Here is a 16,800-nt window from a genome sequence, read left to right as displayed (position 1 = left end):
GACGATGAAGGAGCCATTCGAGCGGGCCGTGACGCGGCACGGGGCCACCGTGTTGCGCGTGTGCCGTGCCGTGCTCGGCCCCGGCGCCGACGCCGACGACGCGTGGTCGGAGACGTTCGTGGCGGCGCTGCGTTCGTGGCCGGAGCTGCCGGAGGACACGAACGTGGAGGCGTGGCTCGTGCGGGTGGCGCGCCGCAAGGCGATCGACGTGACCCGCCTCCGGGCCAGGCACGCGATCCCGGCCGAGCTGCCCGAGCGGCCTTCGTCGGTCGGTAACCCCGGCGGCGACGAATACGGCGTGTGGCAGGCGGTGGCCGCGCTGCCCGAACGACAACGACTCGCGATCGCCTACCACTATCTCGGCGGCCTGCCACATGCCCAGACGGCGGAACTCATCGGTGGCACCCCGGAGGCGGTGCGCCGGGCGGCAGCGGACGGCATCAAGAGTCTGCGGCGAACCTACGGCGCCGGCGAATCACCGAAAGGGGCATCCCGATGAGCCACGACCTGTTCCCGGTGTCGGGAGACGACCTCACGCGCCTGCACGCCGCCCTGGCCGCCCGCGCCCAGAACGACGGTCTCCTCGACGTCGCCTACCGCGTGTTCGACAGCCCGGTCGGGCCGCTGCTGCTGGCCGCGACGCCGAAGGGCCTGGTGCGAGTGGCCTACGAGACCGAGGGGTTCGACTCCGTGCTGGCGGCCCTCGCGACGAAGGTCAGCCCTCGCATCCTGCTCGTCCCGAGTCGGTTGGACGCGGTCGCGGTGGAACTGGAGGAGTACTTCGCGGGTGAGCGCCACGAGTTCGACGTGCCCCTGGACTACGCGCTCTCGAGCGGGTTCCGGCAGATCGTGCAGCGCTTCCTGCCGCGCATCGGGTACGGCCACACCCGCTCCTACAAGGAGGTCGCCGAGCTCGTCGGCAATCCGCGGGCCGTGCGAGCGGTCGGCACCGCGTGCGCGACGAACCCCCTGCCGGTCGTCGTGCCGTGCCACCGAGTGCTGCGCACCGACGGCAGCCTCGGCGGCTACATCGGCGGCCTGGATGCCAAGACAACACTGCTGAGTTTGGAGAAGGCGGCATGACGGCCCGCGAGGATGAGGGCATGGCACGCCTCCCGCGCTTCGACCACGTCGGCATCACCGTGACCGACCTCGACGCCGTCACCGGCTTCTTCGTCGCGCTCGGCCTGCAGGTCGAGGGCCGGACCTTCGTCGAAGGCGAGTTTCTGGAGACCGTGTCCGGCATCCCCGACTCCCGCACCGAGATCGTCATGCTCACGACGCCCGACGGTGCCAGGCTCGAGCTCGCCCGGTTCGTGCGGCCGGAGTCGGTCTCCGGCTCGGGACTATCGGGGGGCTCGGGCGCTGCGATGCCCAACGAGCTCGGGCTGCGCAACGTCGCCTTCGAGGTCGACGACCTGGACGCCGCGATCGCCTGGGCGGCCGGCGAGGGCTACGGGCTGGTCGGTGGCGTCGGCGAGTACGAGGGGGCCTGGCGGATGGCCTACGTCCGCGGGCCGGAAGGGATCATCGTCTCGCTCTGCGAGCGCGTCGGGTGACCGTCCGAGATGTCAGCGCCCCTGCGCGTTCGCGGCCAACCGGGTGAGCGCGTTCGTGAGCGCCTCGAGTTCGTCGTGGGTGAAACCGGCGCGGAGCTGAGCGTCGAACCGGGCGGCGGCGTCGCGTGACCGGTGGAACCGCGCCCGCCCGGTCGGGGTGATTTCGATGATGTGCACCCGTCGGTTGGCCGGGAGTTGGAGCGCCGGCACGAGGAATCGGACATCAGCGTCGTCGGGGTCAACGGGGCCCTCGCGCGGCAGTTCGCGCCCGTGCTCGATCGGCTGGCCGCGGGGTAGGGGCGACTCGGGCGGGCTGACGCCGTCCGGACTAGTATCAGGCGACTGATACTGTGCGAAGGTGCGATCGAGGACGCGGCGCCCGCGGGGGCGACCATGACCAAGGCGCTGCTGCCCCTGTGGGAGTTGGTGCAGACCCATCAGGTCGTGGCCCGGCGCTTTCGAGAGCTCTTCGTCGAGCACGGGCTCACCCCCAACCAGTTCGGCGTTCTTGCCTGCCTCGCCGACGGCGATGACTTCACCAAGGCGCAGTTGGCCCGGGCTGTCTTGGTGACCCCGCAGAGCATGGACCCTCTCATCGACTCCCTGCTGGCCCGAGGGTTGGTCCGGCGCGCCGGGCCGCCGGGCCGCGGTCGGGCAGCGGGAATCGGCATCACCCCGATCGGCCTCGACCTGCTGGCGGTCGTGCGCCCACAGGTGGAGGCTCTCAACGCGCCGGCGGCGATCGGTCTGCCGAGCGCGGCAGTGCCGACGTTCGTCGAGCACCTTCGAGCAGTTCGTGAGCGCCTCGACGAGCCGGCCGATGGGTCCTGAGCAGCGCGGGCGGCGCGCTCAGCTCTCACCGGCCGCCCGCAAGGCGTGGCTGCTCGCCCATGTCGTGTTCTCCGTCGGATGGCTCGGCGCCGGGGCGGCGAATGTCTCGCTCGGAGCACACGCCTGGTCGCGACCCGGCGGCGAACTCACCCCACTGCTGGCGCATCACGCGATCCGGCTCATCGACACGTGGGTGGTCATCCCCGCCGCGTTCGGGGCGCTCATCAGCGGGCTCGTCGTCTCGCTCGGCACCCGTTGGGGGCTCTTCGTGCACTGGTGGGTGACGATCAAACTCGTGCTCACCGTGGTTGTCATCCTCGCCTCCACCGTCGGAATCGGCCGCTGGATCGAGGAGTCGGTGGCCGACGGCACCCCGGCCGCCGCCCAGGCGCTCTCGGCAAGGATCGTCGCGCTGGGGGTGGGCAATCTGCTCGCGTTCGGCGTGATGACCGCGTTGTCCGTCTACAAGCCGCGCGGGACGATCCGCGGGATCAGGAAACCACCGGGCAACCGAGACATGGGCTCGTCGAGAGTCGCGACGAGGCTGCCGCGGGCCAGCGCCAGCGAGCGCAAATAGGCGTCGGTCACCTGACGGTGCCCGGACACATCGGTCAAGTCGGTTGCTGCGAACGGGATGTCGTCGGGCCAGAAGGCGTGGTCCGTGCGGGCTGCCACGGCCTCGAGCCAGCGTTGGGCGTCGGAGGCGAGTTCGCCGGACCGCACGAGGAAACGCACCACCGCACCCTGCGTTATGGGGCACGTGGCGAAGGACGCGATGGAGGCGAGCCATCGGTCGCACCGCTCGTGATGCACGTGCTGAGGTACCGCCAGGGCGATGAGCACGTTCGCGTCGAGCAGGTAAGTGGTCACTCGTCATCCAGCGCATCAGCGACGTCGTCGCTGGTGACGACGCTGCGCGCCAGGTCGATCGTGGGAAATCCGGAGTGCTGGCTGCGGGAGATGACGACCGGTTCGCCCGAGAGCGCCATGCCCCGGATCGTCATCTCCGCGATCAGCGACGACAGCGACTGCCTCCGTGACGCGGCCAACTGGACGGCACGCCGATGTACCGCCTCGGGGAGATCGACCGTTGTACGCATGTCTGCATCATACGAGCATCAGTCTGATGCGGACCACATAGTTGGTCGCCCCTCAGCGCCAGCCGAGCTCGCGTCCGACGGCGAGGACCTGCTCGACGACGTGCGCGCAGTAGTCGACGCCCAGCTGGTTCGGCACGGTGAGCAGCAGGGTGTCGGCCGCCGTGATCGCCTCGTCGGCGGCGAGCTGGCGGACCAGCTCCTCGGGCTCCGCCGCATACGTTTTGCCGAAGGTGGCGCGGCCACCGTCGATGATCCCGACCTGGTCGGAGCTGTGCCGCTCCAACCCGAAGTACGCGCGGTCCTGGTCGCTGACGAGCGGAAAGATGCTGCGGGAGACCGAGGTTCGCGGCTCACGGTCGTGGCCCGCCGCGCGCCACGCGTCCTGGAACAGCCGGATCTGCTCGGCCTGCAGCTCGTGGAACGGCATGCCCGCGTCTTCGGTGAGCAGCGTGGAACTCATGAGGTTCAGGCCTTCGGTGGCGGCCCAGCGCGCGGTGTCGCGCGACCCGGCTCCCCACCAGATGCGCTCGCGCAGGCCCGCCGAATACGGCTCGACGCGCAGCAGGCCGGGCGGGTTCGGGAACATCGGCTGCGGATTCGGCTGCGCGAAGCCCGCACCCTCGATGACCTCCAGGAACCGCGCCGTGTGCCGCCGCGCCATCTGCGCGTCGGTCTCACCCTCGCGGGGGTGGTGGTCGAAGTACCGGTAGCCCTCGATGGTCTGCTCCGGCGATCCCCGGCTGATCCCGAGCTGCAGCCGGCCGCCCGAGATGAGGTCGGCCGCGCCCGCATCCTCGGCCATGTACAGCGGGTTCTCGTAGCGCATGTCGATGACGCCCGTGCCGATCTCGATGCGCTGCGTGCGCGCCCCGACCGCCGCGAGCAGCGGGAACGGCGACGCCAGCTGACGCGCGAAGTGGTGCACCCGGAAGTAGGCGCCGTCACCGCCGAGCTGCTCCACCGCCTCCGCGAGCTCGATCGACTGCAGCAATGCGTCGGAGGCCGACCTCGTCGCCGACTGCGGGTGCGGGGTCCAGTGCCCGAAGGACAGAAAACCGATGCGCTTCATGTGACGTGTCAACAAACCGCGATGGCTGGTATTCCCTCGCCCAACGTCCCTCGAAACTGCGTGTCGTGGTGAGGACTGCGAGACGGACCGCAGTCGCGACCGTGAAGCGCAGTTCTCAGCGAAGGGGGCTCAGGGAAGGGGGGCGGTGATCTTGGCCAGGGCGTCGTCGATGACGGCGCGGTTGCCGGGGCGCACGACGCGGTCGAGTTCGACGCCGTCGCGCAGGAACACCAGCGTCGGCCACAGCTTCACGCGGTACGAGCGCCCGAGCGGCCGGCCCGGCCCGTCCTCGACGCCGATGACCGGCACCTGAGCCTGGTCGGCGAGCGCGGGGGAGATGTAGCGGTCCGCCGCGAGGCAGAAGCCGCACCATTCGGTGCCGAACGCGAGCACGAGCGGTCCGCTCGTCGCGTCGATGTCGTCTCGCAGGGGCTGTTCGGGGCTGTAGTCGGGCACCCCTCCAGGATGCCCGGCGCGCGAGCGGTCCGCCGGGCGGGCCGCCGGGGGCGACCGACGACACACGAATCCGCGCGACCGCGGCCGATGCTCAGTGGTTGACGCCGGGACTGCCCGGCTGCTGGGGTGCCCTTAGCTGTTCCCGGAAGACCCACGTAGATCGGACGGCGACATGTCGGAGCGACCCACCCTCGGCTTCATCGGCCTCGGCACCATGGGCGGCCCCATGTGCGCGCGGCTGGCCCGGGCCGGCTACACCGTGCACGCCTACGACCTTGATCCGCAGCGCCTGGAGGCGGTCGTCGCGGCGGGTGCACGCGCCGCGCACTCAGCCATCGACGCTGCCGCGGAGGCCGACCTGCTGCTCACCTCGCTGCCCCGGCCCGACCACTGCGAGGCGCTCATGCGCGCCGGCGGGGTGCTCGCAGCCCTGCGGCCCGGCTCCGCCTGGGTCGACCTGACGACCAACAGCGTGCCCCTGCTGCACGCGCTCGCCCAGGAGGCGCCGGCCGGGGTGGCGGTGGCCGATTCGCCCGTCACCGGGGCCGTCGACGGCGCCCGCGGCGGCACCCTGACCCTCTTCCTCGGAGGCGGTCCCGACGTCGTCGCGCGGGCCCGCCCGGTGCTGGAGCACCTGGGCCGGGTCATCGACTGCGGCGCGCTCGGCACCGGCAACGTCGTCAAGCTCGTCACCAACCAGCTGTGGTTCGTGCACGCCGCCGCGCTCGGCGAGGGGTTCGCCCTCGGCCGCCAGCACGGCGTCGACCTCGGCGTGCTGTGGGAGGCGATCAAGGCCAGCGTCGGTGACTCATTCGTCGCCCGGCACGACGCCCCGTCGATCTTCGCCGGCCACTACGACCCGTCGTTCACCCTCGACCTGTGCCTCAAAGACCTCGGCCTCATCGCCGAGCTGTCGCACGAGGTGCAGGCCCCGCTGCCGATGACGGTCGCCGCGCACGAGACCTTCGCCCGCGCCGGCGACCGGTACGGCCGCGACACCGCCGAACTGCACGTGGCCCGGCAGATCGAGGAGGATGCCGGTCTCAGCTTCCGCCTCGCCGGCGACTGGACCCCGCCCTGGGAGCAGTGAGGGCATGACCGAACTGGACTGGCACGCCGAGCGCGGCGACATCGAGGGCCTGGCCCAGCTCGGCCGCGAACCCGCCGACGGTATCGATCTCGTCGCCGTGCGCGGCTACCGGCTCGGCCGGGTGCGCGCGCAGATGGAGCGGCTCGGGGTCGACGCGCTGATCGTCTCCGACCCGGTGAATATCCGGTACGCCACCGGCGCGCGCAACATGCAGGTCTTCTCGATGCGCAACGCCCCGTCGAGCTACCTGCTGCTCACCGCGCAGCGCAGCATCCTCTTCGAGTTCACCGGCTGTCTGCACCTGGCCGCCGGGCTGGAGACCATCGACGAGGTCCGCCCTGCGCGCATCGCGAGCTTTGTTGCAGCCGGTCAACACATCGTCGACGTCGATCGGGCCTGGGCCGCCGACATGGCCGCGGAGCTGACCCGGCTCGTCGGGCCGAAGCCCACCGTCGGGCTCGAGCGGCTCAACGCCGGGGTCGCGATCGCGCTCGCCGCCGCGGGGGTGCGCGTCGTCGACGCCCAGCACGCCCTCGAACTGGCCCGCAGCGTGAAGTCCGCCGAGGAGCTCGCGTGCGTCACCGCCTCCTTGCGGGCGACGGAGATCGGGGTCGCGGCGCTGCGGGAGGCGATCCGCCCCGGTCTGACCGAGGCGCAGCTGTGGTCGGTGCTGCACGCGTCGGTCATCGCACAGAACGGCGACTACATCGAGACCCGGCTGCTCAGCGCCGGCAGCCGCACCAACCCGTGGTTCCAGGAGACCAGTGACAACGTCATCGGGCCCGACGAACTCATCGCCCTCGACACCGACGTCGTCGGCTGCCACGGCTACTACTCGGACTTCTCCCGCACCTTCCACTCCGGGCCCGGTGCGCCGACGCGCGAGCAGCGCGAGCTGTACCGACTCGCCCGCGAGCAGGTCGGTCACAACATCTCGATCCTGCGCCCGCACATGAGCTTTCGCGACTACGCCCGCGAGGCGTGGGACATCCCCGAGGAGTTCTACGTCAACCGCTACTACCTGTCCGCGCACGGCTGCGGCATGACCGGGGAGTACCCGTACCTGTACCACCACGGCGACTTTCCGACCGCCGGCTACGACGGCGAGATCGTGCCCGGCATGACGATCTGCGTCGAGAGCTACATCGGCCGCGAGGGCGGCCACGAGGGCGTCAAGCTCGAGGAGCAGGTGCTCATCACGCCGACCGGCGTCGAGGTGCTTTCGCGGTTCCCGTTCGAGGACGCGCTCTTGAACGGGTGACGCGGGCTACCCGCCGAGAGCGTCGACCGCGCCGGCGAACACTCTCGGGAACGCGGCGGCCAACGGCACGAGTCGGTTTCGTGCGGCGGGCAGTTGGGTGGGGAGCACGAGGGCGTGGGTGAGGAGACGGTACCGGCGGCTCACTCGCCGCCAGGCCCCTTCGTAGGAGACCGGGTCGCCGGCAGCGCAGGCCGCCACCGCCTCCCGGGCCTGGGCGAGGGCGAGCGCGACGCCCTCGCCGGTCAGCGCGTCGACGTACCCGGCGGCGTCGCCGACGAGCAGCACTCGCCCGGCGGTTCGGGCCCGGGTGCGCTGCAGCATCGGCCCCGCGCCCAGCGTCGGCGACATCTGCGCACCCGCCAATCGCTCCGACAGTTCGGGGAACTCGGTCAGGAGGTGGGCGAACGGGGCGCGTCGGGTGGTCAGCAGCGCCACCCCGACCTCGCCCGAGCCGAGCGGGGTGACGTACGCCTCGGCGCTCGGCCCCCAATGCACCTCCACCCGGTCGGTCCACGGCGCCACCCGGGCGTGCCGCCGCTGACCGTACCGCCGCAACCCGGCCGGTCGAGCGCCCAGCCCGGCGGCCGCGCGGACCGCCGAGTGCAGGCCGTCCGCGCCGACGACGTAGCGCGCTCGGACGCCGTCGACGGTGACCGACTCCTCGTCCTGGGTGAGGGTCGAGAACCGCTGCGGCCGCACCGGCACGGCCGCGGCGAGGGCTGCGGAGTGCAGCGCGGCGTGCAACGTCGTGCGGCGCACCCCGCGCCCGAGCCCGGAGCGGAAGGGTGCGCTCGCCGAGCGGGCGCCCGCGACGTAACGGATGCCGGTCAGGTCCGCCCCTGCCGGGTCGACGCCGAGTTCGGCGAGGGCCGCGACGGCCGTCGGCATGAGTCCCTCGCCGCAGGCCTTGTCGACCGGAGCCGCTCGCGGCTCCCACACCTGCACGTCCAGGCCGGCGCGCGCGGCGTGCAGCGCGGTGGCCAGGCCGGCCGGACCGCCTCCGACGACGAGCAGGTCGATCATCGAGCCGGTGGCAACGTGGCCAGGGCCGCGTTCTCGCAGCGGATCCGCACGGTGAGCAGCGCCGCGTTGAGCACCGTGAAGCACACCGCGGTGAGCCACGCCGAGTGCACGAGCGGCAACGCGATGCCCTCGAGCACGACCGCGACGTAGTTCGGGTGCCGCAGCAGGCGGTACGGGCCGCGGGTGACCGGCGGTAGACCCGGGACGACGATGACCCGCGTGTTCCAGCGCCGCCCCAACGACGCGATGCACCACCAGCGCAACGCCTGCGCCGCCGCGACGAGGGCGAGCATCGGCCAGCCGAGCCACGGCACGAAGCCCCGCCCGAGCACCGCCACCTCGACGAGCGCGCCGACGAGCAGGAGGCTGTGCAGCGCCACCATCGGCGGGTAGTGCCCCGCGCCGAACTCCCGGCCGCCGCGGGCCATCGACCACGCCTCGTTGCGGCGTGACACCACCAGCTCGGCCACCCGCTCGGCCGCCACCAGCGCGATGAGCAGCGCATATAACCCCAGGCTCATCGGGTCTCCCGTCCGGTGGCTGAGTCGACTGTGTGGCCCGAGTCGGGTGTGTCGGCTGTGTCGACTGAGTCGACGGAGGGCGCCAGCGCCCGCAGCAGGACGAGCTCGGAGCAGAACCCGGGTCCCATGGCGAGCAGCAGGCCCAGCCGCCCGGCCGGCGGTGGGCGCTGCGCGAGGGTGTCCGCGAGCACGTGCAGCACCGAGGCCGAGGAGAGGTTGCCGATGCGGTCGAGGGATCGCCACGTGACGGCGAGCGCCTCGCGATCGACCCCGAGCGCGTCCTCGAGCGCCTCCAGCACCTTCGGCCCGCCGGGGTGCGCGACGTAGAAGCCGAGGTCGGAGCGCGTCAGCCCGTGCCCGGCGAGGAACGCGTCGACATCCTCGCCGACGTGGGCGCGCACGAGGTCCGGGACCCCGGCGTCGAGCACGATCCGCAGGCCCGAGGCGCCGACGTCGAAGCCCATCGTGCGTTCGGAGCGCGGGTACAGGATGCTGCGCGAGTCGAGCACCTCGAGCGCGGGCGCTGCGGGCGCTGATCGGGTGCGACCGGCCGCCGGATGCTGCTCGCCGCAGGCGACGACCGCCGCGGCACCGTCTCCGAAGAGTCCGCTGGCCACGAGGTTGGCGGCGGAGGAGTCGCCGCGCTGCCACGTCAGGGAGCACAGCTCGACGGTGACGAGCACCCCGAGCCGCGCAGGCCGCCCGCGCAGATAGTCGTCGAGGCGGGCCAGGCCGGCGGCCCCGGCCACGCACCCCAGCCCGACCAGCGGCACGCGCACGACGTCGGGCCGCAAGCCCACCGCCGCGGCGATGCGGGCCTCGAGCGACGGCACCGCCAGGCCGGTGACCGTGGCGCAGACGATCACGTCGACGTCCGCCGGCTCCGCCCCGGCGGCCGCGACGGCCTCCCGTACGGCCTGCGAGCCCAGTTGCACCGCCGCCGCGATGAACTCGTCGTTGGCCTGCCCGAAATCGGTGAGCTCCCCGTAGCGGTCCAGCGCCAGCGCGGTGTGGCGCGTGCTCACTCCGGCGTTCTCGTGCAGCCGCCGGGTGAACCGCGCGTCCACGCTCGCGCCGAACGTGCTCAGCACCTGGGCGGTGATCTGCGCCTGGGTGTAACGGTGCGACGGCAACACCCCGCGCGCGCTGAGCACGTGAGTGGGCACGGGGTCTCCTTGCGCTGGGTGCGCGCGGCGCCGGATCGCCGCCGCGGTAGAGCAAACTTCGCATAACGTCGGCGGGGACGCATGGCCAAGGCGAGTGCCCCGGAGGTCAGCCGGAGCCGGTTCCCGCGACGGTCCGTTTCGCGGTCGCCGTCCGGGCGGGGACGGGTGCTGGGATCGCGTGGCCCTCGGCGACGAGCGCCACGGCGTCGAGCAGCGCCATCGCGCTCGCCGCGCGGAACGGGGCGCGGCCCGCACCGGTCACCGCCACCCCGGCCAGCACGGTATTGAGGGCCAGCAGCGCGCCCCGCCCGCGCGCCGACAGGCCCCGCCCGGTCGCCGCGAGCACCGCGGAGGCGCCGGTCAACAGGCTCGCGGCCAGCAACCGGCTCCGGCGTTCGCCGAGCCGGTGCGGCAGTCCGCGCACGCCGGTGCGCGCGTCGTCGTCGAGATCCCGGATCGCGTTGAGCAGGTGTGCGCCGACCCCCAGGGCGGCGGCCAGCCCCGTGACCCGGGGCGGGGCGGGCGCCGGACGCGGGCGGGCCAGCGTGACGACCGACGGCAGCGCACCGAACGCCGCGGCGTACGGCAGCCACGACCACCGCGTGCCCTTGAGGCCGAGGTTGTAGGCGTGGCCGGAGATCACGACGAGGCCCATGTGGGTCAGCGCGGCGCGTCGACCCAGCCGGCCCGACAGGGCGGCGCACGCGCCGAGGGCGCCGGCGACCAGGCCCACGACGAGCCGGGGGTCCGCGGCGCCGCTGGCCACGGGTTTGTCGGATCGCCCCACCGCGCGGTCCCGGTCGGCGTCGGCGAGGTCGTTGCCCCAGCCGATCGAGAGCTGCCCGAGCAGCACCGCCGCGACGACCTGACCCGCGCGGCGCGCAGTGAGCCGGGAGCCGGAGGCCAGCAACGCGGTCAGCGCGGTCACCGTCAGGGTCGGGCCGGGGTGGGACGCGCCGACGACCGCGCGAGCCGTGCCCGCGAGATCCGGTCCGTGCGGCTGTGGGTGGGTGCCCTCGCCGGGCACGTCGCCGCGGAACTCCTCGGGGGCGTCGGTGAACTCGCCGGCGGATGTCATGACGGGCCTCCGTGCCGTCGCGGAGCCCGATCGCCGGGCCGACCGTGGGCCAATGGTGGCGCCAGGCTAGTGCCGATCCGCTTGGACGGCTCGAGATGCCTGGGCCGCACCGGGCGCCCCTAGTCCGCGAGGTGCACCTGCACCCCCGCGTCCCGGAACTCCTCCAGCAGGTCGGCCGGAGACTGTCGGGTGGTGATCAGATCGTCCAGGTCCTCCAGTCCGGCGAACCGGAAACTCGCTGTGCGAGTCAGCTTTTCGTGGTCGGCGAGGAGAATTCGTCGGGTGGCCGAGCGGGTGATCTCGCGTTTGATCTGGGCGTCCTCCCACGTGGTGGTCGTCAGACCGTGGCGCGCGGTGGCCGCGACCGCGCCGAGCACGGCGACGTCGGCGCGGATGCCGCGGGCGGCCTCGATGCACGCCGCCGAGGTGGCCGAGAGGGTGTCGGCGGCGATCAGCCCGCCGGGCACGATGACCTGGGTGGCCGGGTGCGCGCCGAGCGCCACCGCGGCGTGCAGCGACATGCACAGCACCGTCAGGCTCCGACCGGTGAGCGCGCGGGCCAGGGCGTCGTTCGTCGTGCCGTTGTCGAGCACGACGGCCTCGTCCTCGTCGATGAGACGGGCCGCGACCGCCGCGATCGCCTCCTTGCGCTCCAGGTCCTGCGTCGCGCGCAACGCGTACGGCATCGTGCGCCGGCCGCGTCGCTCGACCGCGACCGCCCCGCCGTGCACCCGCTTGATGAGCCCGTGTCCCTCGAGGTCGGCGAGATCGCGCCGGATCGTGATCGGGGACGCGCCGGTGAGGTCGACGAGCGCATCGACGCTGGTGCGGCGCGGGGTCATCGCCCGAATGATCATCTTGTGGCGAGCTGGTCGTTGCACGTGATCAGGTAATCAACAACCATCGATATCGACAACTCCTACCGGAGGGAAAGACCGATGTTCGAGCTCGCCGACCTCCTCGACGACACCCTGGCCCTGGACGGCGTTCTCGTGAGCGTCGACGCCGTGGTCGACACCGACTCCGGGGCGACCGCAGCCCCGCGACCCGGAGCCAAAGCCCTGCTCAACCTCCTGGCCACGCACCACCGGCCGTGGGCCTACGTGACGACGGGCGCCCCCGCCGACGCCGCCCTCGACGTGTGGACCGCCGGCCTGCCGCCCGCCCGGGTGCTGGCCGTGCCGGCGGATGTCGCCCTGCCCATCGGGATCCGGCTCGCCGCGCGGCAGCTGGGCCTGCAGCCGCGGCGCGCGGCCGCCGTGCTGCGACCGGGCGCGTTCGCCTCGGCCGCCGTGCTCGTCGGCTTCGTGCCCGTCACGCTGCCGGCCCCGCGCAACCGGTCCAGCCGGCCGCGGCGCTCCTGGCGAGAGGTCGTCGCCACGACCGCGTCGGAGTGGCAGCTGAAGGGCTGCGAACCACCTACGTGCAGATGCGTGCCCTGGAAGCCGCCGCCCACCCCGCCGAGGCCTGACGCGCGGCCCGCGGCTGCGGTCCGCGTTTCGCGGGTCCCCGCCGGTGTGTTTTTTTTCTCACGAGTGTGACACGGTGTGACTATCACGACCGTGACACGAAGACCGGAGGGCCGATGGACGATTCGCGCGCGAGGCTGGAGCGTCGCCACCCACCCGAACCGGCTCCGCGCGTCGGGCGATGGCTGGTCGGGCTGCTGACGGTCGCGTTCGCCGCCGCCGGGGCCACCGTGCTTCTCGCGCTCGGTGGTCAGATCACGCCCTCGAGCGACCCCGGTAGCCCGACCACGCACGTCGCCTGGACGTGGCTCGCGGTCGCGCTGCTTGTCGCTGTGTGCGCCCTGACCAGCCGCGGACTCGACGGCCCGCCCGTGCGCCCCGGGCCGCGCCTCGGCATCGACCTGGCGGTGCTCGTCGCGTGCGCGATCGCTTTCCCCGCAGTCATGCGCCTGCCGGTGTGGCAGCCCGAGGACTACGTGCTCGTCAAGATCGTGGTTCTGCTCGCGGTGCCGGCCCTTTCCCTGTGGCTGCTGCACCGCCGGGTCGGCCCGGGGGTGGTCGTCGACCGGCCGCGGCTGGGAGCGCTCGCTGTCGTCGGGGCGGTGGCGGCTGTCGCGGCGCATCAGGCGATCACCCAGTTCGGGCCCGGCAACGCCGCCGCCGACTTCTCCCGCTACGACCTGACGACGCTCGTCGTCGCGGCCACCGCAACCGCCCTGACGGCAAGCATCGGTGAAGAGATCTTCCACCGCTACTGGCTGCAGACCCGCGTCGAGGCGCTGTGGGGGCGCTGGCCGGCGATCCTGCTGGCGTCCGCGATCTTCGGACTCATGCACCTGGCCAGCCACACCGCCGGCCACGGTGTCGGGATCGGTGTCGCGATCGTCATCGCCAACCAGGGGGTCTTCGGGATTGCCTGCGGCTACCTGTGGAGTCGATACCGGCGCCTGTGGCTGCCGATCCTGCTGCACCTGTCCACCAACGGGCTGCTCGTGGTGATCTATCTCGCGGGCCAAGCGTGAGCGGGTAGCTCGGGTCTTCGGCGTCAGTCGCGAAGGTCGGCGACGATCTGCTCGCGGGCCAGCTGCCCCGCGCGGGTGGGTAGCAGCGGGTAGACGTGCACGAGGCCGTCCCCGACGTGCAGGTCGACGTCGACGCCGGCGGCGCGGGCGCGCTCGACGAGCAGCCGGACGTCGGGGGAGAGGATGTCGCGGGTGCCGATGTACACGCTGAGCGGTCCGAGCCCGGCGAGGTCGGCGGCCAGCGGGCTGACCCGCTGATCGGAGACGGGCAGGTCGCCGCGCCAGTGCTCGGAGAACACCCGCCCGCCGGGCACCGCGAGCCACGGGTCGTCGGGTTGGACCTGCGGGATCTGCGGGTTCGACCACGACAGGTCGAGCCCCGGGGCGATGAGAACGGTTCGGGGCAGCCGCAGTTCGTGCCGGTCGCGGAGTTCCAGTGCGGTGGACAGCGCGATCTGCCCGCTGGCGGAATCTCCGGCCAGGCGCACGACGCCGTAGCGGTCGCCCGCTCGGAGCGCGATGTCGGCGACGGTGCCGACGACCTCCCGCGCGGTGCCGAACGGCACGAGCGGATAGATCGGCACGATGACGGTGGTGCCCGACTCCGCGGCGATCTGCTCGACGAGCCGCCAATGCGGCAGGACGATCTCGTTGACCCAGGCGCCGCCGTGCGTGTACACGACGGCCCCGCGCGGCGCGGGGCCCTTCGGCGCCACCGTGTAGACCGGCCAGCCGTCGTGCCGCGCCGCCGTGATCGTCACCGGGCGGGTGAGCCGCCGGGGCGGGTGGAACGACTGCGGTCGCAGGGAGCGCTCCGCGATCCGCTCGCGGGCCAGCTCCGGCGACACGAACGCGCGGTTGGCGCGGGTCGCTCGCAGGGCCAACGGCACCAGTGCCTCGGGAACGCGCATGAACGGCTCACCTCTCGAACGCGGGGGCGCGTCCACCTTAACCAGGCCGCTAACCGGGAGTCGGCCGCCGAGTTCGCCGCCGATGACGGGCGAACGCGGGTGCGCCCTGCCGTGGCGCGTGCCACACTGCACACCATTGCGCCACGGCCGTCGGGCCCCGCCCGGCGTCTCGCCCCCGTGAACCTCACCGGAGGAGACCGATGCCCGCCTTCAAGACCATCGTCGTCAACGTGGATGACGTCGCCGCGGCCAAGGCCGTGTACGCGACGGCGCTCGGTGCCGAGCCGCACACCGACCTGCCCTCGTACGTCGGCTTCAACGTCGACGGCTGCGAGTTCGGGCTCGCCCCGCGGCAGGGTCCCGACCTGCCCGCCGGCGTCGTGCCCTACCTCGACTCCGACGACGTCGAAGCCACCCTGGACGCGCTGCGCCAGGCCGGCGCCACCGTGCTGCAGGAGTCCACCGACGTCGGAGGCGGTACCGCCCTCGCCATCGTCGCCGACCCCGAGGGCAACCGGTTCGGCATCCGCTCGCGCCGGTGAGTCGTCGCGGCGCCGCCAGGGCGGCCGTGACGCTCGCGGCAACGGTGCTGCTGGTGGGCTGCTCGTCGTCGGGGGTGGAACCGGCTCCGGGCGCGGCCTCGGCTCCGTTGTCCCAACCGAGTGCGACAACCGACCACGCGACCGCCGACCCGACCCGGAATGGAGGCGCCGTGAGCGCAGTGACGATCACCGTCGGGGACCGGGCCATCGAGGCCGAGCTGAACGACAGCGCGACCTCCCGCGACCTCATCGCGCAGCTGCCGCTGAGCCTGACCTTCCGCGATTACGGCGGTCAGGAGAAGCTGGCGACCCTACCGGCTCCGCTGAGCGTGGACGGGGTGCCCACAGGGTCGGCCGCGCAGGCGAACGACATCGGCTACTACGCGCCGGACAATGTGCTGGTTCTTTACTACAAGCCGGTGGGCTACTTCAACGGCATCGTGCGGCTGGGCACGGTCGGCGCCGACGACATGGAGTTCCTGCGCTCGCAGCCCGACGGCTTCGCGGCCGACATCACTGCGAGCTGACGGCGTGCTGTCGCGACATCGATGACGACACCGGAGACCGTTGACCTGGCCTACCCGTTCCGCGGCGACTGGCTCGTGCAGAACAGTCCCGCGAACCGGGTGCCCAGCCACGGCACCTGGCTGTTCGCGACGAGCCACGCCATCGACTTCGTGCCGGTCGGTGCCGACGGCCGTTCGGCGCGCGTCACGGCCTCCTCGATGGTGCGACCCGAGGCGCCGCAGCGGTTCGTCGGCTTCGGGCGATCGGTGCTCGCTCCCGTCTCCGGGATCGTCGTCGCGGCGCACGACGAGGAGCCCGACCACGCGGCCTATCGCGGACTGCCGTCGGTCGGCTACGCGCTGACCCAGCGCCGCAGGGCCGCCCGCGGGTGGGTCGGGCTCGCCGGTAACCACGTCGTGATCGCCCTCGGCGAGGGTGGCCCCCTCGTCGCATTGTGCCATTTGCATAATACAAGTGTCGGTGTGCGGGTCGGCCGACGGGTCAGCGCCGGCGACCGTGTCGGGGAGTGTGGCAACTCGGGGAACAGCACCGAGCCACACCTGCACGTGCAGGCCGTGGACACCCTCGACATCGAGCGGGCGCGCGGCCTGCCGATCACGTTCGACGGTCACCTGCCGCGCAACGGCGAGATCGTACGCTTGCCGGGGTCGTAGCCGCCGACCCCGCGGCAACTCGTGACACCGCACACCGCAGCGGCATCGAAGGAGAACACATGGCCACCCTGTACACCGCAGAAGCGATCGCGACGGGGGCGGGCCGTGACGGCCACGCCCGTTCCGTCGACGGCCGGATCGACCTCGACCTGGCGACCCCGAAGGAAATGGGAGGCAGTGGCGAGGGTGCCAACCCCGAGCAGCTGTTCGCCGCCGGTTACGCCACATGCTTCCACTCGGCCCTGCAGTTGGTCGCCCGCAAGGAGCGCGTCGAGCTCGGTGATTCGAGCGTGGGCGCCCGCGTGGGCATCGGCCCCAACGACACCGGCGGGTTCGAGCTCGACGTCACGCTGGAGGTCGTCATCCCCGACGTCGAGCACGCCAAGGCCGTCGAGCTGGTCGAGCGGGCCCACCAGGTCTGCCCGTACAGCAACGCCACCCGCGGCAACATCCCGGTCGAACTGGTCGTCACGGACGACTGAGCGGACACTGACGCGAGAACGTCGGCTGTGACGCATGCG

24 protein-coding genes are annotated in these 16,800 nt (G+C 72.5%); 13 read left to right on the top strand and 11 right to left on the bottom strand.

What is annotated here, in order from left to right; translation table 11 throughout:
• Positions 1-4 precede the first annotated feature (4 nt).
• Genes PINTE_RS01115 through PINTE_RS01105 form a run of 3 tightly spaced genes read left to right on the top strand, consistent with a single transcriptional unit; the run spans position 5 to position 1,559 of the window.
• Entirely contained in the window at positions 5-499 is a 495-nt protein-coding gene (locus PINTE_RS01115; RefSeq protein WP_068425069.1) for an RNA polymerase sigma factor, read from the top strand.
• Entirely contained in the window at positions 496-1,083 is a 588-nt protein-coding gene (locus PINTE_RS01110) for a methylated-DNA--[protein]-cysteine S-methyltransferase (RefSeq protein WP_068425004.1), read from the top strand. Before PINTE_RS01115 ends, PINTE_RS01110 begins: the two co-directional genes overlap by 4 nt.
• A gap of 20 nt (positions 1,084-1,103) precedes the next feature.
• The gene (locus PINTE_RS01105; RefSeq protein ID WP_068425001.1) at positions 1,104-1,559 is read left to right on the top strand and encodes a VOC family protein; all 456 of its coding nucleotides are present in this window, start codon (positions 1,104-1,106) and stop codon (positions 1,557-1,559) included.
• A 12-nt stretch (positions 1,560-1,571) separates the two neighbouring features.
• Here the strand turns inward: PINTE_RS01105 and PINTE_RS01100 are convergent, their stop codons facing one another.
• Positions 1,572-1,736, bottom strand: a complete 165-nt coding sequence (locus PINTE_RS01100) for a winged helix DNA-binding protein (RefSeq protein WP_157087012.1) — start codon at positions 1,734-1,736, stop codon at positions 1,572-1,574.
• Positions 1,737-1,952: 216 nt separating this feature from the next.
• On the opposite strand from PINTE_RS01100, the gene PINTE_RS01095 reads away from it, so the two are divergent.
• Both PINTE_RS01095 and PINTE_RS22470 read left to right on the top strand, forming a co-directional pair.
• Positions 1,953-2,390 carry a MarR family winged helix-turn-helix transcriptional regulator gene (locus PINTE_RS01095; protein ID WP_068424995.1) on the top strand — a complete coding sequence of 146 codons (438 nt, stop codon included), beginning with the start codon at positions 1,953-1,955 and terminating at the stop codon, positions 2,388-2,390.
• Positions 2,380-2,967 (top strand): hypothetical protein, encoded by a 588-nt coding sequence (locus tag PINTE_RS22470; RefSeq protein WP_068424992.1) that lies wholly within the window; start codon positions 2,380-2,382, stop codon positions 2,965-2,967. The genes PINTE_RS01095 and PINTE_RS22470 overlap by 11 nt, the downstream gene beginning before the upstream one ends.
• On the opposite strand, the gene PINTE_RS24945 is transcribed toward PINTE_RS22470, so the two are convergent.
• From PINTE_RS24945 to PINTE_RS01075, 4 genes are all read right to left on the bottom strand, one after another.
• Positions 2,853-3,203 carry a PIN domain-containing protein gene (locus PINTE_RS24945; RefSeq protein ID WP_245642735.1) on the bottom strand — a complete coding sequence of 117 codons (351 nt, stop codon included), beginning with the start codon at positions 3,201-3,203 and terminating at the stop codon, positions 2,853-2,855. The genes PINTE_RS22470 and PINTE_RS24945 overlap by 115 nt on opposite strands.
• 53 nt (positions 3,204-3,256) lie before the next feature.
• Positions 3,257-3,490 carry a hypothetical protein gene (locus tag PINTE_RS01085; protein ID WP_068424990.1) on the bottom strand — a complete coding sequence of 78 codons (234 nt, stop codon included), beginning with the start codon at positions 3,488-3,490 and terminating at the stop codon, positions 3,257-3,259.
• 52 nt (positions 3,491-3,542) lie between these two features.
• Positions 3,543-4,559: an LLM class flavin-dependent oxidoreductase gene (locus tag PINTE_RS01080; RefSeq protein WP_068424987.1), complete on the bottom strand. Its 1,017-nt coding sequence runs from the start codon at positions 4,557-4,559 to the stop codon at positions 3,543-3,545.
• 129 nt (positions 4,560-4,688) lie between these two features.
• Entirely contained in the window at positions 4,689-5,015 is a 327-nt protein-coding gene (locus PINTE_RS01075) for a thioredoxin family protein (RefSeq protein ID WP_068424984.1), read from the bottom strand.
• A gap of 172 nt (positions 5,016-5,187) precedes the next feature.
• Here PINTE_RS01075 and PINTE_RS01070 point away from each other — a divergent pair, with 172 nt between their 5' ends.
• Positions 5,188-6,105 carry an NAD(P)-dependent oxidoreductase gene (locus PINTE_RS01070; RefSeq protein WP_068424980.1) on the top strand — a complete coding sequence of 306 codons (918 nt, stop codon included), beginning with the start codon at positions 5,188-5,190 and terminating at the stop codon, positions 6,103-6,105.
• A gap of 4 nt (positions 6,106-6,109) precedes the next feature.
• Positions 6,110-7,366 (top strand): M24 family metallopeptidase, encoded by a 1,257-nt coding sequence (locus PINTE_RS01065; protein WP_068424977.1) that lies wholly within the window; start codon positions 6,110-6,112, stop codon positions 7,364-7,366.
• 6 nt (positions 7,367-7,372) lie between these two features.
• On the opposite strand, the gene PINTE_RS01060 is transcribed toward PINTE_RS01065, so the two are convergent.
• The 5 genes from PINTE_RS01060 to PINTE_RS01040 form a co-directional block, all read right to left on the bottom strand.
• Positions 7,373-8,389: an NAD(P)/FAD-dependent oxidoreductase gene (locus PINTE_RS01060; RefSeq protein ID WP_068424974.1), complete on the bottom strand. Its 1,017-nt coding sequence runs from the start codon at positions 8,387-8,389 to the stop codon at positions 7,373-7,375.
• Positions 8,386-8,910: an isoprenylcysteine carboxyl methyltransferase family protein gene (locus PINTE_RS01055; RefSeq protein ID WP_068424971.1), complete on the bottom strand. Its 525-nt coding sequence runs from the start codon at positions 8,908-8,910 to the stop codon at positions 8,386-8,388. The genes PINTE_RS01060 and PINTE_RS01055 overlap by 4 nt, the downstream gene beginning before the upstream one ends.
• Positions 8,907-10,076: a type III polyketide synthase gene (locus tag PINTE_RS01050; RefSeq protein WP_084343067.1), complete on the bottom strand. Its 1,170-nt coding sequence runs from the start codon at positions 10,074-10,076 to the stop codon at positions 8,907-8,909. Before PINTE_RS01050 ends, PINTE_RS01055 begins: the two co-directional genes overlap by 4 nt.
• Positions 10,077-10,182: 106 nt before the next feature.
• Positions 10,183-11,154: a UbiA family prenyltransferase gene (locus PINTE_RS01045; protein ID WP_084343066.1), complete on the bottom strand. Its 972-nt coding sequence runs from the start codon at positions 11,152-11,154 to the stop codon at positions 10,183-10,185.
• A 119-nt stretch (positions 11,155-11,273) separates the two neighbouring features.
• Positions 11,274-12,035, bottom strand: a complete 762-nt coding sequence (locus tag PINTE_RS01040) for a DeoR/GlpR family DNA-binding transcription regulator (RefSeq protein WP_068424969.1) — start codon at positions 12,033-12,035, stop codon at positions 11,274-11,276.
• 57 nt (positions 12,036-12,092) lie between these two features.
• Here PINTE_RS01040 and PINTE_RS01035 point away from each other — a divergent pair, with 57 nt between their 5' ends.
• Both PINTE_RS01035 and PINTE_RS01030 read left to right on the top strand, forming a co-directional pair.
• Positions 12,093-12,695 (top strand): HAD family hydrolase, encoded by a 603-nt coding sequence (locus tag PINTE_RS01035; RefSeq protein WP_068424966.1) that lies wholly within the window; start codon positions 12,093-12,095, stop codon positions 12,693-12,695.
• Positions 12,696-12,739: 44 nt separating this feature from the next.
• Positions 12,740-13,645 (top strand): CPBP family intramembrane glutamic endopeptidase, encoded by a 906-nt coding sequence (locus PINTE_RS01030; RefSeq protein ID WP_068424963.1) that lies wholly within the window; start codon positions 12,740-12,742, stop codon positions 13,643-13,645.
• 23 nt (positions 13,646-13,668) lie between these two features.
• On the opposite strand, the gene PINTE_RS01025 is transcribed toward PINTE_RS01030, so the two are convergent.
• Positions 13,669-14,556, bottom strand: coding sequence for an alpha/beta hydrolase fold domain-containing protein (locus PINTE_RS01025; protein ID WP_068424960.1), 888 nt, complete (start codon positions 14,554-14,556; stop codon positions 13,669-13,671).
• 200 nt (positions 14,557-14,756) lie between these two features.
• Here PINTE_RS01025 and PINTE_RS01020 point away from each other — a divergent pair, with 200 nt between their 5' ends.
• The 4 genes from PINTE_RS01020 to PINTE_RS01005 all read left to right on the top strand — a co-directional run bounded on the left by PINTE_RS01020 (position 14,757) and on the right by PINTE_RS01005 (position 16,761).
• Positions 14,757-15,098, top strand: a complete 342-nt coding sequence (locus PINTE_RS01020) for a VOC family protein (RefSeq protein ID WP_068424956.1) — start codon at positions 14,757-14,759, stop codon at positions 15,096-15,098.
• Between the two features lie 170 nt (positions 15,099-15,268).
• Positions 15,269-15,625 (top strand): cyclophilin-like fold protein, encoded by a 357-nt coding sequence (locus tag PINTE_RS01015; protein ID WP_169798431.1) that lies wholly within the window; start codon positions 15,269-15,271, stop codon positions 15,623-15,625.
• A gap of 21 nt (positions 15,626-15,646) precedes the next feature.
• Entirely contained in the window at positions 15,647-16,279 is a 633-nt protein-coding gene (locus PINTE_RS01010) for a M23 family metallopeptidase (RefSeq protein ID WP_068424951.1), read from the top strand.
• A 59-nt stretch (positions 16,280-16,338) separates the two neighbouring features.
• Positions 16,339-16,761 (top strand): organic hydroperoxide resistance protein, encoded by a 423-nt coding sequence (locus tag PINTE_RS01005; RefSeq protein ID WP_068424949.1) that lies wholly within the window; start codon positions 16,339-16,341, stop codon positions 16,759-16,761.
• Positions 16,762-16,800: the final 39 nt, after the last annotated feature.

This window comes from Piscicoccus intestinalis NBRC 104926, assembly GCF_001515525.1.
GTDB classification, from domain to species: Bacteria; Actinomycetota; Actinomycetes; order Actinomycetales; family Dermatophilaceae; genus Kineosphaera; species Kineosphaera intestinalis.
This window is presented reverse-complemented; position numbering and strand designations above follow the sequence as displayed.

Coding starts and splice junctions, on each gene's coding strand:
- PINTE_RS01115 (WP_068425069.1), top strand. CDS start 5: ATGAAGGAGCCATTCGAGCGGGCCGTGACGCGGCACGGGGCCACCGTG.
- PINTE_RS01110 (WP_068425004.1), top strand. CDS start 496: ATGAGCCACGACCTGTTCCCGGTGTCGGGAGACGACCTCACGCGCCTG.
- PINTE_RS01105 (WP_068425001.1), top strand. CDS start 1,104: ATGGCACGCCTCCCGCGCTTCGACCACGTCGGCATCACCGTGACCGAC.
- PINTE_RS01095 (WP_068424995.1), top strand. CDS start 1,953: ATGACCAAGGCGCTGCTGCCCCTGTGGGAGTTGGTGCAGACCCATCAG.
- PINTE_RS22470 (WP_068424992.1), top strand. CDS start 2,380: ATGGGTCCTGAGCAGCGCGGGCGGCGCGCTCAGCTCTCACCGGCCGCC.
- PINTE_RS01085 (WP_068424990.1), bottom strand. CDS start 3,490: ATGCGTACAACGGTCGATCTCCCCGAGGCGGTACATCGGCGTGCCGTC.
- PINTE_RS01080 (WP_068424987.1), bottom strand. CDS start 4,559: ATGAAGCGCATCGGTTTTCTGTCCTTCGGGCACTGGACCCCGCACCCG.
- PINTE_RS01070 (WP_068424980.1), top strand. CDS start 5,188: ATGTCGGAGCGACCCACCCTCGGCTTCATCGGCCTCGGCACCATGGGC.
- PINTE_RS01065 (WP_068424977.1), top strand. CDS start 6,110: ATGACCGAACTGGACTGGCACGCCGAGCGCGGCGACATCGAGGGCCTG.
- PINTE_RS01060 (WP_068424974.1), bottom strand. CDS start 8,389: ATGATCGACCTGCTCGTCGTCGGAGGCGGTCCGGCCGGCCTGGCCACC.
- PINTE_RS01055 (WP_068424971.1), bottom strand. CDS start 8,910: ATGAGCCTGGGGTTATATGCGCTGCTCATCGCGCTGGTGGCGGCCGAG.
- PINTE_RS01045 (WP_084343066.1), bottom strand. CDS start 11,154: ATGACATCCGCCGGCGAGTTCACCGACGCCCCCGAGGAGTTCCGCGGC.
- PINTE_RS01035 (WP_068424966.1), top strand. CDS start 12,093: ATGTTCGAGCTCGCCGACCTCCTCGACGACACCCTGGCCCTGGACGGC.
- PINTE_RS01030 (WP_068424963.1), top strand. CDS start 12,740: ATGGACGATTCGCGCGCGAGGCTGGAGCGTCGCCACCCACCCGAACCG.
- PINTE_RS01025 (WP_068424960.1), bottom strand. CDS start 14,556: ATGCGCGTTCCCGAGGCACTGGTGCCGTTGGCCCTGCGAGCGACCCGC.
- PINTE_RS01020 (WP_068424956.1), top strand. CDS start 14,757: ATGCCCGCCTTCAAGACCATCGTCGTCAACGTGGATGACGTCGCCGCG.
- PINTE_RS01010 (WP_068424951.1), top strand. CDS start 15,647: ATGACGACACCGGAGACCGTTGACCTGGCCTACCCGTTCCGCGGCGAC.
- PINTE_RS01005 (WP_068424949.1), top strand. CDS start 16,339: ATGGCCACCCTGTACACCGCAGAAGCGATCGCGACGGGGGCGGGCCGT.